The sequence below is a fragment of the Anaeromicropila herbilytica genome (assembly GCF_016591975.1).
Taxonomy (GTDB): domain Bacteria; phylum Bacillota; class Clostridia; order Lachnospirales; family Lachnospiraceae; genus Anaeromicropila; species Anaeromicropila herbilytica.
In genome coordinates, this window is record NZ_AP024169.1 from 3,812,576 (window position 1) to 3,831,054 (window position 18,479).

An 18,479-nucleotide genomic window follows, 5' to 3' on the forward strand; every position below is an offset into this window, starting at 1 on the left:
TAATAGATTATCTCTATCAGTTCTATTGTCTATGTATGCTAATTCTCCAATAGATTAGCCAATGAATTCACGAATCTGATCCGCTTTACTTTTTGCATCATGAATACCCAAGCGATATACGTTAACTAATTTTTTATGGTTTCGCTCTAGACGATTGACTGGTAACTTTTCATCTGGGCTTATTACTATAGCTTTTCCTTGTCTTTCAAGTTCATAACAATATGCCAATTTCTTGTTATACATCTGATCCCTTGTCATTAACAAATCTACTAACTTTGGATAGTCTCCATAGATATGTTTACAGATACGATAATTTACTTCTCTCTTCTTTTGATAATCTTTATGTCTCGTTAAGACAATAACGTTAAATTCATTGCCATCAGCAATTGATTTTTCAATTGGTATCGGATCTGATATTCCACCATCTAATAATTCTAATCCCTTATATTCAATAATCTTGGCTAAGAATGGCTGTGAGCAGGACGCTCTAAGGCAATCAAAGCTCTCTTGATATTCTGATTTCTCATAATAAACTGGTTCCGCTGTTGTAATATCTGTTGTACCAGTGACGAAACGAATATCTGACTGAAAGAATGCATCCATATCAAGTGGTTCTAGCTTTCTTCCTAGTTCATCTATAACAAAATCAAAATCAAAGATACATCCTTTTTTAATCAAATTACGCAGACTAATATATCTTGGATCATTAATATATTTCGTAAGAACATTAAAGTTTCTTTTCTTCTGTTTTGTTACAAAACTTGTAGCATTACATGCTCCCGCTGATACTGCTACTACATATGGAAATTCTATCCCCTTTTCCATAAAGTATTCTAATACACCTGCGGTGTAGATACCTCTCATACCTCCACCTTCTAGTACTAATCCTACTGACATCTTATTCACTCACTTTCTAACATGTATTAATTACTTCCCCGTCTCTCATTAACCCTATAGTACTAGATTCATAAAGCCTTGTTTTTGTTTACTGAGTGTATATCGCTGTATAATTATGAATTTTGGCTACCTTTCCCTCTAGTATCATATTTTTTACAAGCCTCATAACAAGTAAAAATACTCACTCACGTTCCTATTTTTATTTTGAGTCTTGACAAAATATAAACGATACTCTCGGCCGGACTACCAATGTCGTCAACTTAACACTTGTAGTAAAAAAGTTTACAAAAAATTGTACAAAAATAAAACATCATATTTGATTATTTATAAAAATAGTGTAAACTATATGAGCGAGCAGTTTTTCGTTTTATAATGTATATTATAAAGTGGATTTTGTGTTCTGGGAGAACTTCATCCTGCTTCGCATTTTCTTTCGCTCATAAGAACGGTTTGTACGTACTTGTGAGCGATTTTTTATACCTATTTTTATCAAATTATTAATAACCTTTTTAGCAATACGATAGTTACAAATCAAAGTATATAGCTTATTAAAAAGATAGTTTACTAGAATATTTCTATTTGTTTTATAACATGTTGTTTTCTTTGTTTCCTGTTGAATATTAGATATTTCTTCATTGCAAACAGAAGCAAACATTGATAATAGGTTTGAAGCAAACATCGCAGCATAAAATTCCTGTTCAATTGCTTCCGGTTTTATGCCCATAAAATTTTCTAGCTTTAATATCGATTTGACTTCACGATATTTCGTTTCAATCCCCCACCTTATAAAATATAGTTCTTTAAACATTTCAACAGTTATATTGGGGTCAAAAAGATTTGTAACAAGTGTCTCTTGTAAGCCTGATGGCAAATCAAACTTTATAACTCTTAGCGGATAGGAACAGTCGTTATGAGAATACTGTATTGAAGTATCACCATAATTACATTGATATACCGCTTTTAACGCACCATGGGACTTTGTTTTATGTCTCATTACAAAGAAACATTGCTTTTCTTGAAGTTGCGCATAGAGTTTTCTAGATGGATAACCTCTATCAAAAATAATAATTGGTGCTTTCTCTCCGTGAACTTGATTTAAATTAAATTCATCGATTAATGTTTGGGCTTGAACTAATTCAGAAGTACGATAATGAACGAGTTTTGTATTAAGTAAGTTATCATTCAAAACATCATACAAAGCCGAAGCAGAAGCCAGAGCGACAGGGTCATATTGATTTTTTTTAGAACCATAATAAGTTTGATTTTCTTTTGTGTTAGGAATCTGCAATGAAGTACCATCAATCGCTAATACAGGGTGACCATTCCAAGTATTAAGGTTTGATCTTGTTTTATTAACATCAGTAGTCATTAGAAAAATTTCACGAAAAGCATCAGGTTTAATTTTAAAGCGAGCTTTTGAAAAAGCCTGTTTTGAAATTGAGTCAATTGCAAGGTTTGAAGAATCTATGTAATCGGAAAGAGCCACAGATAAAGATTTTTGTGGCTGACTTAAAAGGAATAAAATAATATCCTTAAAAGTTAATTTTCGATTACGATTAAAGCTTTTTTGATTAATCCTATGTTTTTCAATAAACTCTTCGCTAGTAATAAGGTTATTAACTGATTTTAATAAAGATGATATTTTTTTAATCATAATATGAAGTCCTCCAAAATTTAATAGTAAAAATGTATCTATTAAAATTTTGGAGCAAACATTTGTTTGTCAATTTGCATTTTAGACAAAATAATGTTTGATTTTTGTTCAGTATTTATTTGTAACTTCTTAAGTTGACGACATTGGCCGGACTACGCCAAAATTAATAATAATACATCAATATACACAATGTACACTAAGAAAGGCTTTAATACTCTAATCCCTATAGTGAAGAGACGTCTTCTATATGAAAACGTCTCTTCACTGAACTTCTATTCTATCTTATTCTTTCTGGAAATCCAACCTTTTTCTGGACTTTCCTTAATGTTTTATTTGCATAATAGGAAGCTTTCTCAGCATTTGCTTTGATAATTCCATCCACATAATCTTTGTTCTTATTCAGGTCATCTACCTTGTCTTGAATTGGTTTTAAGACACTGACAACAGATTCACCAACTGCTATTTTAAAATCGCCATATCCCCTACCATCAAATTCTCTAACAATCTCATCTGGTGTCTTACCTGAACATGCGGAGTAAATATCGATTAGATTCTTAACCCCTGGCTTGTCCTCAGTATATAATACTTCACTTCCAGAATCAGTGATTGCACGCTTAAATTTACGCATTACGGTATCAGGATCATCGGATAAATAGATACTTCCATTTGGATTCTCATCAGATTTTGACATCTTCTTCGTTGGTTCTTGAAGACTCATAATCTTTGCTCCAATCTTACCAATATAAGGTTCTGGAATCGTAAATACATCACCATATATACTATTAAAGCGTTCTGCAATATCTCTAGTTAATTCAAGATGTTGCTTTTGATCAATACCAACTGGAACAACATCCGCTTGGAATAATAGAATATCCGCTGCCATTAAGACTGGATATGTGAATAAACCACCATTAATATTATCTGAGTGTTTTTGAGACTTATCTTTAAATTGTGTCATACGACTTAATTCACCCATATAAGTATAACAATTTAAGATCCAACTTAATTCTGCATGCGCAGATACATGGGATTGATAATAGATACAGTTCTTCTCTGGATCTAACCCTGCTGCAATATATAATGTAAGTAAAGCCCTAGCTCTTTTTCTTAGTTCCGCTGGGTTCTGTCTTACTGTAATCGAATGCATATCTACTACACTATAGAAACATTCATATTCACTATCAAGCGTTACCCAGTTTTTTAATGCTCCAAGATAATTACCTAATGTAAGATTTCCTGTTGCCTGCATACCACTAAATAGCGTCTTTTTACCATCTATCATTGTAACACATCCTTATATTTTTCTATTATATTCTTACGGTAAGTGTACCATAGCAAGCTTATTTTGTAAAGTTAGACGAAAATTCTGGAAGTAATAATTAACTTTATCCGTTGAATCAGAAACTATAAAAGTGCTCTTTATGGGCCATTTTGCATGGTGAATTTTAATGTATTTACATTCCTATTTCATTAATGCTATAATAATATCAATTTCAACCTATTAGGAGGACTATCTATGGAACAAATAGCAAGCTTTACAATAGACCATTTAAGATTATTAAAAGGAGTATATGTATCTAGAAAAGATAAAGTTGGAGATCAAGTGATTACTACTTTTGATATTCGCATGACAAGACCAAATATGGAACCTGTTATGAATACTGCTGAGATGCATGCCATTGAACATCTTGCAGCAACTTATTTAAGAAATGATGAAACTTACGGTAATAAAACAATTTATTTTGGACCTATGGGATGCCGTACTGGATTCTATCTACTATTAGCAGGTGAATACGAATCAAAAGACGTAATACCTTTACTAACTTCCATGTATGAATTCATCCGTGACTTTGAAGGAGACGTTCCTGGTGCTTCTGCAATTGGCTGTGGAAATTATCTTGATATGAACTTAAATATGGCGAAATATCTAGCAAAACATTTTCTTAACGAAGTATTATATAACATAAGCGAAGAACACCTAATCTATCCAGTTTAAATGTAAAACAAGAGCACTCTACACTTACTTTCTTTTATTTGAATTAAGTGTAGAGTGTTCTTTTTTATTTTCGTTTCGAATATACTATATCGATAAAGCTAGATTGGAGAAAGGCATGGATATAAAAATGGAGGAGAATATAAATAATAATCCATCATCTGTTAACAGGAATGATGATATAAATAATGAATTGAATAGTGATAGAAATGATACTACATCAGCGGAATCCTTGGATGAGAGTCAGATAAAAATTGCTTCAATTCCAAATCAGAAGAATCAAAAGAACCAAAAGAATCAGAGAAATCAAAAAAATCAAAATAACCAGAGAGGAAATAATCCATTTAATAGGCATGGTTTAGACATCTTTCGAACTGCAACTCCTTTTCTAGACAGTAGATCAAGAAGAAATGTTAATATGATTATAAAAATGACCGAATTAACTGAATCGCTTCGTGAATATAATACTCCAAATGATTTATCAGCTTGTTCTCTTGGAGAAGACAAAATAGATACTGAAGGAATGTTATTAGAAATAAAAAGTGTCTGCACTCCAAAAGAAAGAGATTTCATTGATTTAATAATAAATTTTATGAAAGCTAAAAACCTTTATAATACCTATCAAACAATAGCATCAGCTTCTCCCTCCTCTGCTAGCAACCAGAAGAATACTTCTTCCAATCCATTTGGTTTTAATGATAATTCAAATATGTTCGAAATGCTATTATCGTTTATGCCACCTGATCAAAAAAACAACTTCGATACTCTTAGTATGTTAATGAGCACCATGAATTTAAACACATAATCATTAACTCAAACTCCACAGTTAATATGTTTATTAAATACTTATATATTCAGTTGTTATTCATTTAAATTAAATAAAAGAAATGGAGTGATAATATGAAGAATATGTCTTGGATTAACCATCCAGCAATGAAGAATATTGATCCTAGAAAATTAGCAGTTCTCGTTGAATTAATTGGTGATGCAGAGGGAAAACCTTTGGATAAATCTCTTCCTAGCTTAATGAGCGCCAATGCCAAATTAAAAACTATGGGCTTATCTTTTACTGCAGAAGAAACAAACTTAATTCTTGAAATCTTAACGAAAGATATGTCCCCATCAGAAAAGCAGAAATTTAATTCCATGCGTGTGATGATGGAAAATGTAATACAGAAAAACAGCAAACGTTAAATATACATAAAAAGCAAAGTCGGAATATGCTACCATTTCTATTCCAGCTTTGCTTTTCTTTTATTACAACATTTCTAACAAACTATCTTATTAAATATTAGGGAAGTCTGCTCTTAGTACGTTTAGAGTGTTATAAAGATCAATTATACCATAGCCCCAATCTCTATTCGGATAGGTCTGCCCTGGTATTCTTTTGGCTCCCCTTATTAGATATTTTTTTATCGCGATAGAATCTATTCTAGGGTAATTGCCTTCTACAATTCCCCATTGTAATAACATGGCAGCAATTCCTGCCGTATGTGCTGCTGCAAGACTTGTTCCAGAAGCGGTAGTAAAACCTTTCTGTAAATTAGGAATTACAATATTATCTCCAGGTGCTGCAAGTTCTGGTTTTATTTTATTTTCTCTCGAATATCCTTTACTAGCTTGTAGATATAATGCATCATTATTCGGGTTATATGCAGTGACCGTGATAGGCTGTATGGTATTTCCTGGATTCAACACTGTTGTATAAGGATCTGGTTGTATAAAAGAAGTATTATTTGAGATAAACCCATCCATTGGTAGCCAAATATGAAATGCCCCCATTAAATCTCCCCTACTATAGACGCGAAATCTCCATATACCTGCTGTTGGATTTTTAAATCGTAATAGTATAAGTTGACTACCTGTGTGTGTTTCAACTAATTGATAATCTATATAAATAACGGTATCTTCAAAAATAAACCGAACTTCTTGATTTACTCTTAGACTTTCTGATATTCTTGGGATATACTCTCCAGATGGAGAATAAATATCGATGGAATAAGTATTTGGAAGTGTACCCCATATCTCCATTGCAAAACCCGGTTCATTTTCACCCACCTTAAGTTCCACCGTACTATAACCAACCGAAGAATCCACCGTACTATAAAAATGTCTCCCCCCATTTCCCTCATTTCCAGCTGCAATCGATACTGCAATTCCAATAGAATCTGCATAAAAACCTAGGGTATTGTCAAATGGTCCTCTACCATCATGAGACCCCTGAGAACTACCAACACCAATGCAGATGGATAATGGTTTCTTCTCTCTCCGTGCCACCTTTACTACATAGTCTAGTGCCCATGCTATATCGTTTTCTTGATAACAAGGAACGTCAGAAGGTATTATAAAAAAATCGCGAAATACCTGTTTTGCCTCTTTTAATTTAACTATAATTATATCTGAATCTGGGACAACACCGCTGAAATCACTTCCTGCCACTTCTGAGCCAACAATAAGTCCAGCTAACATAGTGCCATGTCCATTTGTATCAGTACTTGGAACTAGTTGTAACGGATTCTCACTTTTTAATGCTTTATTAATCTCTTCACTACTATATTCTGTTCCATAAAAGGTGTTTTCTGGATAACGATTCGCACTATCAATTGTTTGATCCCATATGGCTATTATTTTAGAGCTTCCGTCTTCTCTTTGAAAAATAGGATTGGTATAATCGATTCCAGTATCAATGACTGCTGTTATTACACCGTTCCCCCTTAAGGAAAACCCAGGTAATCTTCGAAGCTTATTAACTCCAGAAGCTTCTATACTTTTCTCACTCGTTAGACCATATAGGTGTGGTAATGGTGCATACCCTCGTTTGCTTATAAATTCCTCTGTCAATTGAGAAGCAGGTACATAAGCAATCGCATATCTAGTATTTATAGGATGTGTTGTCGCACCTTGATAAATATCCAACAGTTTTGGATTCCGGTTATACTCAATATATAAATCAACAAAGTCATTGCTAATAATTTTATATTTTTCTTCCTGTGTCACAATATCCTTCTCCTTATATATTTATTTAACCGCTACGTATTTTTTCATATATTGTATATACATCCAATTTTCCATAACCCCATTCTCTATTGGGATATTGAATCGTTGGATCTCTTTTCGCTCCACGAATCATCAATATTTTAATATCTGCATTATTAATCGATGGTAGATTACCTCTTACAACTGCCCATTCTAAAATCATAGCAGCAACACCAGCTGTATGTGCTGCTGCAGGACTTGTTCCAGTAACCTCAGCAAAGCCTTGATTTAGTGTAGGACTAACAATATTTACTCCAGGTGCTGCTATATCAGGCTTCACATAATCAGTTCTTGTGTATCCTCTACTTGCATTAAGATAAAGGCTTCCATCCACATGATTATATGCAGTCACTGTGATTGGCTCCACTCCATTTCCTAGAGAAAGGATTGTAGTGTATGGATTCGATTGTAAAAAGTAAGTATCATTTGCAATAAAACCTTCCATTGGTAACCATACATTATATCCTAAGCTAAGATCTCCTCTCCCATACACATTAAATGTCCATATTCCAGGTGATGCGTTCGAAAATCGAAGTAATATAAGCTGATCTCCACTCTGTGATTCAACAATTTCAAAATCAATTAATATTCTTGTCTCTTCAAAAATAAATGTAACGTCTCGACTTTCATTTATTCTAGGATTAATTCTTGGAATATACTCGCCAGACGGACTTTTGATATCAATACCAAATAGTCCGGGGGAATTCCCCCACACTTCCATCGAGAAATTCCTTCCTTCCTTTCCTACATTCAATTCCATTTTATCAAATCCTACATTTGGATTAATAGTTGCTGAGTAATGTCTTCTAGCATTTCCTTCATTACCCGCTGCAATTACAATGGCAAAATTTAAATTTTCCGCACGAATTGATACATTACTCGTTAACGATCCTCTTTCATCATGTGCTCCTTGTGATGTTCCAAGTGCTAAACAAATAGACATTGGTCTATTGAATTTAATTGCAACCTGTTCTAAATACTCTAATGCAAATAGAATATCATTTTCCTCAAAGCAGACTGCGTCCTCTTTAATTCTCCAAAAATCTTTTATAAACTTCTTTGCTGGCTTTAATTTAACGATCACAAGATCAGCTTCTGGCGCTATTCCATAAAAATCACTTTCTGGTACTTCATTGCCTACTGCTATCCCAGCTATCATTGTTCCATGCCCATTTTCATCCTTTGATGGAACTATATCATAAGGATTTTTACTTTGAAGTGCTTCATTTATCTGCTCTCTTGTGTACTCCATTCCATAATATGTATTTGTTTGATAATTCTCTCCCACAATAGTTTGGTCCCAAATAGTAATTATTTTTGTTGTATTATCCTCTCTTCGAAAGATTGGATTGGTATAATCAATGCCCGTATCAACAATCCCAACTAATACTCCTTGACCTCTCAAATCAAGATTTGGTATACTTCGTAATTTAGGAATACCAGATGCTTCTAAACTCCCTTCGCTAATAACGCCAAATACACTTGGTAGTGTTGCATATCCCCTTTGAGTAAGTGTTTTATCAGTTATTTGACTGATTGGCACCCTTACGACAGCCAAAAAGTAGTCTATAATCTGAACGGTTGCATCTTCAAATTGTTTAAATACAGACTCATCCCCACTATAATTAATTAATAAATCAGCAAAATCATTACTATATATTCGTTTTCCTTCTTCTGGTGTCATATATCAACCCATACCTTTCATGATGATATAAAGCTATAATCCTATATTGAATTATCTAAAGGTGTGCTATATTCCTTCTTATATTAACTAAAAAGCTATTACTATCTTATTCGGTATACTAAATAGAAATGATTTCTTTTACTATAAAAAAGTCAGGAAGACTTTATGCTCAAGAAAATGGAGACTTGAAAAAAATGAAACTTTAGTCACACTATCATATAACTCTCTATTCCTCTTGTTAGAATATGGACCTACTTGGTCAAAAAAGAACAGAGTGTGTATTTACTACGCACTCTGTTCTTAATGTATCAGGAACAACTTCCTATCATATTGATCTTATTTAGAGATTTTACAACCTATTTTACAACAATATTTACAATCTTACCTGGAACATAGATTTCTTTTACGATATTCTCAGTAAGTTTATCTGCAACTACTTCTTTTGCTTTTGCGATAACAGAATCTTTTGCTTCATCAACAGCTACTAATACTGTACCTTTTGTTCTACCATTTACTTGAACAGCAATCTCGATTTCGTCGTCTTTCATCTTCTCTTCATCGTATTCTGGCCATCTTGCGTCAAATACAGATGTGTCATGACCTAATTCACTCCATAATTCTTCACTAACGTGTGGTGTAAATGGAGCTAATAGAATAATAAATGTTTCTAATGTTTCTTTATCAATTCCACCTTTTTTCGCAAGATCGATGAATTTATTATTATATTCCATGAATCCACTGATTACAGTATTAAGGCTAAAGGTTTCAAGACGAGTCGTAATATCATAAATCATCTTATGTCTTAATTTAATCATTTCTTTGGTTGCTTCTATATTCTTATCATGATTATCCATTACAAGATTCCAGAAACGATTGATAAAACGATAAACTCCATCGATACCTCTATCATCCCATTCAGAATCTAATTCTGGTGGTCCAACGAATAATTCGTATACTCTTAGAGCATCGCAACCGTATTCATTCACTAATTCATCTGGTGACACTACATTTCCTTTTGATTTACTCATCTTAGCGCCATCTTTACCAATCATACCTTGATTAAATAACTTGATAAATGGTTCATCAAAGTCTACAACACCGATATCATTTAAGAATTTGGTATAGAATCTAGAATATAATAAGTGAAGAACCGCATGTTCAACTCCACCTATATACATATCAACTGGTAATAACTTATCAGCTTTTTCTCTATTAACTAATTCTTCAGTATTCTTGTTATCCACGTAACGTAAGAAGTACCATGATGATCCTGCCCATTGAGGCATAGTATTAGTCTCTCTCTTTGCTGGCTTACCACAACAAGGACAAGTAGTATTCACCCATTCATGGATATCTGCAAGTGGAGATTCTCCTGTACCCGTTGGTTGATAGCTTTCTACGTCTGGAAGCAATAATGGTAATTCTTCTTCTGGCACTGGAACTGCTCCACAAGCTTCACAGTGAACGATTGGAATAGGTTCACCCCAGTAACGTTGTCTAGAGAATACCCAGTCACGAAGTTTGTAATTGGTAGTCTTCTTGCCAATTCCTCTTTCTTCTAAGATACCAGGAACATCACGTTTAGCATCTAGTGAATTCATTCCACTGAATTCTCCGGAATTGATCATAACACCAGGTTCAGTATAAGCTTCTGTTAATTCTTCGACTTCTTTACCATCTTTTGCAATAACTTGAACAATTGGAATACCAAATTTCTTAGCAAAATCAAAGTCTCTATCATCATGAGCAGGAACACACATAATAGCACCTGTACCGTAATCTGCTAATACATAGTCAGAGATCCAGATTGGAACTTTCTTTCCATTTAGAGGATTAATTGCATAACTTCCAGTGAATACGCCTGTTTTTTCTTTATCTTGTAAACGATCTACAGAGGATTTCATGGAAGCTTTAAAGATATAATCTTCTACTGCTGCTTTATTTTCTTCTGTTGATAGTTCTGTTGCTAAAGCATGCTCTGGTGCAATTACCATGAAAGTAGCACCGTATAAAGTATCTGGTCTTGTTGTATATACTTTAACTTCTCTATCGCTTCCATCCACTTTAAAGTCAATTTCAGCACCATAACTCTTACCAATCCAATCAGATTGCATCTTCTTAACTTTTTCTGGCCAATCAAGCTTATCTAGGTCATCTAATAAACGATCTGCGTATGCAGTAATCTTAAGCATCCATTGTCTTAAATTCTTCTTCGTAACAGGAGAACCACAACGTTCACATTCACCATTTACTACTTCTTCATTTGCAAGACCTGTCTTACAAGAAGGACACCAGTTAATTGGCATTTGTTTTTCATACGCTAATCCCTTTTTGAACATCTTAACGAAGATCCATTGTGTCCATTTATAGAATTCTGGATCTGTTGTATTAACTTCCATATCCCAGTCGTAGATTGCAGCGATTTCATTAATCTGTCTTTTGATATTTGAGATATTCTCCATCGTAGATTTTCTTGGATGTGTTCCCATCTTAATCGCATAGTTTTCTGCTGGAAGACCGAACGCATCCCATCCCATTGGATGAATGATATAGTATCCTTTTAATAATTTATAACGACTCCATACGTCACTGATTACATAACCTCTCCAATGTCCTACATGTAGGCCACTTCCAGATGGATATGGAAACATATCAAGGCAATAATATTTTGGTTTTGTTCCGTCATTTACATTGACTGGTTTCTCTTCCCATATGTTACGCCATTTTTTCTCTACTTCCTTATGATTGTAAGCTACTGCCATCATCAATTCCTCCTTAAGATTCTTCATATTCTATGGAATTCATAAACTTGGTCACAAGAAAGTAACCTTCTCTTTCCTATAGAATAAAAAAACCTTCTCATCTCTATATATCAATATAATAGAGACGAAAAGGTATATTTCCGTGGTACCACTCTAATTCGTAGACTCAATGAATCTACGCACTCAATATCTATAACGGGATACCCCGCTCTAAACTATAAGTCTAATTAGAAACAATTAAACTTTTTCACCTAGAGAACTCCAAGGCGAGTTCGGAGATTCTTGCTACTGACTCACACCAACCGTCAGCTCTCTTGAAACCATCTTCTCTTACTATTCCTCTTCTATGTTTTTCCTAATATTATAACTAGAAAATATTTTATATCAATAAGATGATTTTTGTCAAGTGTTTATACCAATTTTCCTATTCACTTTAACCCTATCCTATCCTTTATAGAAAAAGTGCCCTTATCAAGAAGGACACTTTTTCTATTACTTCATATTTAGAATTCTATTGACTAACTACTGTAAATACTACTTTTGTTTCTACAGCATATCCATTAGAATCAACTACTGTATAAGTTACAGTATATTTATTATCCACTAAATCCGAAATTGTTACTTCTATACTATCTGTAACATCATCACTTCCTTCTGTAGCTGTTACACCTTGTAGGGCAATCTCTTTTGTTAATGGAGTAGCACTACTAATTACTCGATCTGTAGCACCTTTAATAACAACACTTGGTTTTACAGTAATAACAGCCTCTGCTGTTTCTTCATAACCGCCGTTATCCGTTAAGGAATAAGTAATGGTATACTGATTATCAACTAACTCTGAAATAGTAACTTTAATTTTATCTGTTGCATTCACTGCATCAATATATCCTGTTACACCATTCATTGCGAATTCTTCATCTACAACCACATCAGATGTTACTGTTTGATTTTTGACACCATAGATTACTGCACCATCAATTACTGTAAACTTAGCTGTCTTCTTGGTAACATTTCCAGCATTATCAGTAATTTTATAAACAATATTCCAGTGATCTTCTACATAGCTGATAGCTACTTTGATCTTACTTTGGCTTAGTGTCTTACCATTATCTGTAGCTGTAACACCTTTTAATGCATAAGTTCGAGTCACATCTGTCTCGCCACTAACCATTTTATTCTTAATACCATGAAGAACTGGTGCTGTTTTATCAACTACAATGGTTGATTTCTTAGTAACACTATTACCATTTGAAACTACTACATGGTAAGTAACAATATACTTATTAGCACTTGCCTTTGTGAAAGTTACTTTAATTCGGTTATCGGATAATACCTTACCATCAAACTTAGCAGTTACACCTTTGATTGCAAGAGCGCGGTTAATCGTAACTGTTCCGTTTACTAATCGGTTCTTGATTCCTGTTAGTGTTGGTTTTCTATCGTCTCTTAGTACTTTATAAGTAACTGTTCTCTTAGCTGATTTGCCACTTGCTTCTGTAACTTCATATGTAACTTTATATGTACCAGCTTTTCTGGTATTTACAGTACCACTTACCTGAATTAGTCCTGTAATACTATATCCTGTAGATGACTTTGCTGAAACACCACTTAATACATTCACTTTAGAACCATATTTTATTGTTCTGTTAGTTGCTCCAGCGATTGAAGGGCTTTTATTCGCCCAAGGATTATTACTTAGTGGGTCCGTAGGATCCCAACCAGATGATGTAGGCATTTTCATTGCTTCTGGCTTACCAAGTGGTCCTGGATCTTTAGAATCATATATAATTACTGTTGTTCCGAGTGGACAATTATCATAGATCCATTTTGCATCAACTACAGATAAGCGAATACATCCATGAGAAGCTGTTGTTCCTAATTTATTGAATTGAACTGCTGATAATGTTGATGGATCTTGTTTGTAATACCATACAGAGTGGAACAGAATTCCTCCCTTTATTCTCGTAGAGTATTGTCCCCAAACATCTCCCATAAGCAACTTCCATCTGAATTTGGCTGGAGTCTTATATGTTCCTAGAAGTGTATTAGCACCGCCAGTAGAACATGCCATTGCTTTATATGGAACAGTATACTCACCAGTCTTATCTTTCTTGTATATTGTAATACAGTTCATGTATCGATTTACCTTGATAAGATATGGTGCTGTACTAGATGCAGAAGACTTTGTATTATTAGACATCACTGTTCCAATTATTAATAATGCCAGCAGTATCATACAACAACTTTGTAATTTTGTCCGTTTAAAAAGTTTAATCATGCGTCTCTCCTCTTACTTTCTATTACTAGTTAGATAATTGGATCCTTATTTAAGTTTTACAATTACCTATCTATTACTATCAACAATAAGATGATCTTTCTTCTTATTGTCATTTTCCTACACTCTGCAATTATACCAAATACTCCTTGGATTACAATATCTAATGGCAAAACTTAAAGGTTTTGTAATATTTTTGGTTTAATATGCTAGTACATTACATAAATGTATGCAAAACTTTTTATATTAGTACTTTATTTTATTAATAAAATTATTTATTCCCTATTCAAATAATTTTACTACGTAATATCAGTCACTCAATCTAAAGAATAGAACAATTTCGATGTATATGGAATACTTCAAATTCCTCCATAATAAAATATAAAAATAAATCTTATTGAAATGCATAAAGGAGTAATCCATGCAATCGATTATTGACCTTATTTATGAATATGGACTTCCATCTATGTTTGTTATTATCTTATTAGAATATGCATGCTTTCCAGTATCGAGTGAAATTGTTCTGCCTTTCTCTGGTGCTATTGCATCAACTCAGAATATTCGATTCACTGTAATCTTATTTGCCAGCGTAATTGCCGGTATTCTAGGAACCTGTATATGCTATTCCATCGGACGATATGGGGGTTCTCCAATCCTTGAGAGAATAAAGCGTAAGTTTCCAAAATCTAAGAAACCAATTGATACCTCCTTGGAGAAATTTAATCAATATGGAAGTTTTGCTGTGTGTTTTGGTAGAGTAATACCATTATGTCGTACCTATATTGCATTTGTAGCTGGTGCTGCCAAACAAAATATCATTACCTTTCTAGTATCTTCCCTTATCGGAATCACTGTATGGAACACAATATTGATAGGTCTTGGATATACTCTTCGCGAAAATTGGAGTAATGTAGGCTCTTATTATCATGAATATAAAGCGATCTTCATTCCTCTTATAGCTTTCCTTATCATAATTCTTATCTTACGAAAAAAATTTTTCAAAAAAATCAAAACATGATAAGTTATTATATATATCGGAATATATTTTCTTAAACTAAATCAAGTTACCACCTTATTATAGTGGAAAAAGGTACCTAACATTCTATGTGTCAGGTACCTTTTCTATAATTAGGCAAAGCAGAGATCTCCATACTCATCAATATCACATAGAATTGCCTCATGTTCCATTAAACTTCTTTTTACATCGATTAATCTCTGATTCTTAGAACCTCTAAAAAGTAATGCCAAGCTCTTCTTGGTTTCCACAAATGGTCCATCCACTAATACATCTGTCTCTCTTAATAGCTGTTGTGATGCCTCATTCTTTATTAAATTCTCAAAAGTAAATCCCGTATAAGTTATAACGGATAGGTTAAGCTCTTTTACTCGTCTGGCAAGTTCAGAACAAGCCTCAGGTTGAAGAAAAGGTTCTCCTCCTGAAATAGTGACTCCATCAAGTAGAGGATTCGCTTTTAATTTCTCTATAATTTCATCAATATCAATCTCATAGCCGCCCTCTAATGCATGGGTATGTGGATTCTGACACCCTTTACAATTATGCATGCATCCTTGAGTAAAGATAGTATAACGGAGGCCTGGCCCATCTACAATGGAATCATTTGCAAAACCTGCAACTCTAATCTTCATTCTATCCCCTTGCCTTTCTGTTTTTGATACGGAGTAATCTATTCTCTTTCTGCCTTTGATACTCCATGTTTTACTCTATCACGTTCTTCGGCTCTCTTACCATTATTAAAACGGTCTAGAGTACCAACTAAATATCCTGTAATACGACGGATACGGTTAAATTTATGTTCCGCTTCTGTTCTTCCACATTGAGGACATACATCATCAATGATACCAACATAACCACAATCTGGATCTTCATCTACTGGATGATTAATAGAAGCATATCCCATTCCAGCATCATGCATTGCACGAATTACCTTTTCAAATGCACTGATATTCTTTGTTGTATCTCCATCTAACTCAACGTAAGAGATGTGTCCTGCATTCGTAAGTTCATGATATGGTCCTTCAATCTGAATCTTATCAAATGCACTGATTGGGTAATATACTGGAACATGAAAGCTATTTGTATAATATTCACGGTCGGTAACCCCTTCGATTTCTCCATAGATCTTCTTATCCATATTTACAAAACGACCTGATAGACCTTCGGCTGGAGTAGCTAATAAGGAGAAGTTAAGGCCAGTAACATCACATTCGCTATCCATACGATCTCTCATATGTCCAATAATCTTAATACCCAATTCTCTTGCTTCTTCTGATTCACCATGATGCTTACCAACTAATGCTTTCAGTGTTTCAGCTAATCCAATAAATCCAATGGATAACGTTCCATGCTTTAATACTTCACGAACTTCATCTTCTGGTCCTAATTTTTCACTATCTATCCATACACCTTGTCCCATTAAGAAAGGATAATTCTTCACTTTCTTTCTCGCTTGAATCTCAAAACGTTCTAATAATTGATCAATACATAGATCAATCTTACGATCTAACTCTTCGAAGAACCATTTTACATCGCCTTTAGCTTTGATTGCAATACGAGGAAGATTAATAGAAGTAAAGCTTAAGTTACCACGACCATTTGTAATCTCACGAGCCTTGTCATATACATTACCAATAACTCTTGTTCTACATCCCATGTATGCAATTTCTGTTTCAGGAGTTCCTTTGTAATATTGTATATTAAATGGTGCATCTTGGAAGGAGAAGTTAGGGAACAATCTCTTAGCACTTACTTTACAAGCTAGTTTAAATAAATCGTAATTTGGTTCTCCTTGATTATAATTGATTCCTTCTTTTACACGGAAGATCTGAATTGGGAAGATTGGTGTCTCACCATTACCAAGACCAGATTCTTCTGCAAGTAAGATATTCTTAACAACCATTCTTCCTTCTTGTGAAGTATCCATACCATAGTTAATTGATGAGAATGGTACCTGTGCACCTGCACGTGAATGCATTGTATTTAAGTTATGTATAAATGCTTCCATCGCTTGATACGTATCTTTGTCAGTTTCCTTATAGGCTTGCTTTCTAGCAAATCTTTGTATTTTCTTAGCAGTCTTATCATCAATACCAAGGGATAGTTCTACGATACGTTTTAACTCTTCATCGTTATATTCTTGTTTTTCTTCAAGTGAAACTTTGAATCCGTCTTCTCTTAATGCTCTTCCCATTAATTTCACTTGTGTCTCTATATCATCTATTTCATCATTATCTGTAAATAATGCGGCTGCCTTTGCTAAATTATCATAGTATTTTTTGCGATATGTCTTTGCCACTGATGGTGCTAAGCCATAATCAAAGTTCACGATGCTCTGTCCACCATGTTGATCATTCTGATTTGATTGAATCGCAATTGCTGCTAACGCACTAGCACTAAGTATGGAATTTGGTTCTCTTAATGTCCCATGACCTGTTGAGAAACCACCCTTAAATAGTTTTAACAAATCAATTTGACAGCAAGTTGTCGTTAAGGATAAAAAGTCTAAATCATGGATATGAATATCGCCTTCTTTATGAGCTTTTGCATGTTCTGGGTTTAGTAAAAATAATTCATAAAATTGTTTTGAACCTTCTGAACCATAGCGAAGCATTGTCCCCATCGCTGTATCACCATCAATATTGGCGTTTTCTCTTTTTAAATCATTCTCAGAAGCTGCTTGAAATGTGATATCTTCATAAATTTTCATCAATCTAGTATTCATATCACGACTTTTCGTTCTTTCAGCACGATATAAGATATAATCTTTCGCTACATGGGCATATCCCGCTTCCATTAACGCTTCTTCTACCATATCTTGTATTTCTTCAACAGATGGTTCTTCTCTTTTCTCTGAATTTAATTTTTCTTCAACGATTGTAGCAATTCGACTTGCTTCTTCCATTGATGCTTCTGCATTACCTGCTCCAAAAGCTTTATATATTGCGGTAGAAATCTTTTCTCTATTAAACTCAACAACTCTACCGTCTCTCTTCTTAATTTCTGTTACCATGATATCTTCCTCCTTGATTGCGTGTACTATATATTGTATCGCAAATAAAAAATAAGTCAAGATATTGTATGTACTTTTTAAAATACATGTTATGTATTTTTTAGTACAATCCTATCCTGACTTATAATAATTTTTAATAAAACACTTAAA

The 18,479-nt window shown here is 33.8% G+C and carries 13 protein-coding genes and 1 other annotated feature; of the genes, 4 read left to right on the forward strand and 9 right to left on the reverse strand.

Annotated elements, in window-relative coordinates; translation table 11 throughout:
- Positions 1–54 precede the first annotated feature (54 nt).
- The 3 genes from bsdtb5_RS16515 to trpS form a co-directional block, all read right to left on the reverse strand.
- A complete protein-coding gene (locus bsdtb5_RS16515; protein ID WP_271713074.1) occupies positions 55–897 on the reverse strand; it encodes a patatin-like phospholipase family protein in 843 nt (280 codons plus the stop codon).
- A 379-nt stretch (positions 898–1,276) separates the two neighbouring features.
- Positions 1,277–2,551, reverse strand: coding sequence for an IS4 family transposase (locus bsdtb5_RS16520; RefSeq protein ID WP_271712180.1), 1,275 nt, complete (start codon positions 2,549–2,551; stop codon positions 1,277–1,279).
- Positions 2,552–2,828: 277 nt separating this feature from the next.
- Positions 2,829–3,833 carry a tryptophan--tRNA ligase gene (gene trpS, locus bsdtb5_RS16525; protein ID WP_271713075.1) on the reverse strand — a complete coding sequence of 335 codons (1,005 nt, stop codon included), beginning with the start codon at positions 3,831–3,833 and terminating at the stop codon, positions 2,829–2,831.
- Between the two features lie 234 nt (positions 3,834–4,067).
- On the opposite strand from trpS, the gene bsdtb5_RS16530 reads away from it, so the two are divergent.
- The 3 genes from bsdtb5_RS16530 (at position 4,068) to bsdtb5_RS16540 (ending at position 5,738) form a co-directional block, all read left to right on the forward strand.
- Positions 4,068–4,547 (forward strand): S-ribosylhomocysteine lyase, encoded by a 480-nt coding sequence (locus bsdtb5_RS16530; RefSeq protein WP_271713076.1) that lies wholly within the window; start codon positions 4,068–4,070, stop codon positions 4,545–4,547.
- A 115-nt stretch (positions 4,548–4,662) separates the two neighbouring features.
- Positions 4,663–5,349, forward strand: a complete 687-nt coding sequence (locus tag bsdtb5_RS16535) for a hypothetical protein (RefSeq protein ID WP_271713077.1) — start codon at positions 4,663–4,665, stop codon at positions 5,347–5,349.
- A 95-nt stretch (positions 5,350–5,444) separates the two neighbouring features.
- Entirely contained in the window at positions 5,445–5,738 is a 294-nt protein-coding gene (locus bsdtb5_RS16540; RefSeq protein ID WP_271713078.1) for a hypothetical protein, read from the forward strand.
- Between the two features lie 90 nt (positions 5,739–5,828).
- On the opposite strand, the gene bsdtb5_RS16545 is transcribed toward bsdtb5_RS16540, so the two are convergent.
- The 4 genes from bsdtb5_RS16545 to bsdtb5_RS16560 form a co-directional block, all read right to left on the reverse strand.
- Positions 5,829–7,541, reverse strand: coding sequence for a S8 family peptidase (locus tag bsdtb5_RS16545; RefSeq protein WP_271713079.1), 1,713 nt, complete (start codon positions 7,539–7,541; stop codon positions 5,829–5,831).
- Between the two features lie 25 nt (positions 7,542–7,566).
- Positions 7,567–9,264: a S8 family peptidase gene (locus bsdtb5_RS16550; protein ID WP_271713080.1), complete on the reverse strand. Its 1,698-nt coding sequence runs from the start codon at positions 9,262–9,264 to the stop codon at positions 7,567–7,569.
- Between the two features lie 356 nt (positions 9,265–9,620).
- Positions 9,621–12,026 carry a leucine--tRNA ligase gene (gene leuS / locus bsdtb5_RS16555; protein WP_271713081.1) on the reverse strand — a complete coding sequence of 802 codons (2,406 nt, stop codon included), beginning with the start codon at positions 12,024–12,026 and terminating at the stop codon, positions 9,621–9,623.
- Positions 12,027–12,143: 117 nt separating this feature from the next.
- Positions 12,144–12,382, reverse strand: a binding site (T-box leader).
- 155 nt (positions 12,383–12,537) lie between these two features.
- Positions 12,538–14,304 carry a L,D-transpeptidase family protein gene (locus bsdtb5_RS16560; RefSeq protein WP_271713082.1) on the reverse strand — a complete coding sequence of 589 codons (1,767 nt, stop codon included), beginning with the start codon at positions 14,302–14,304 and terminating at the stop codon, positions 12,538–12,540.
- Between the two features lie 418 nt (positions 14,305–14,722).
- Here bsdtb5_RS16560 and bsdtb5_RS16565 point away from each other — a divergent pair, with 418 nt between their 5' ends.
- Positions 14,723–15,319: a DedA family protein gene (locus bsdtb5_RS16565; RefSeq protein ID WP_271713083.1), complete on the forward strand. Its 597-nt coding sequence runs from the start codon at positions 14,723–14,725 to the stop codon at positions 15,317–15,319.
- A 110-nt stretch (positions 15,320–15,429) separates the two neighbouring features.
- Here bsdtb5_RS16565 and nrdG read toward each other — a convergent pair whose 3' ends face one another.
- Together nrdG and bsdtb5_RS16575 are read right to left on the reverse strand one after the other, a co-directional pair.
- On the reverse strand, positions 15,430–15,948 hold the full coding sequence (gene nrdG, locus bsdtb5_RS16570) for an anaerobic ribonucleoside-triphosphate reductase activating protein (protein WP_271713084.1): 519 nt from the start codon (positions 15,946–15,948) through the stop codon (positions 15,430–15,432).
- A gap of 38 nt (positions 15,949–15,986) precedes the next feature.
- Positions 15,987–18,329 (reverse strand): anaerobic ribonucleoside triphosphate reductase, encoded by a 2,343-nt coding sequence (locus bsdtb5_RS16575; protein ID WP_271713085.1) that lies wholly within the window; start codon positions 18,327–18,329, stop codon positions 15,987–15,989.
- Positions 18,330–18,479: the final 150 nt, after the last annotated feature.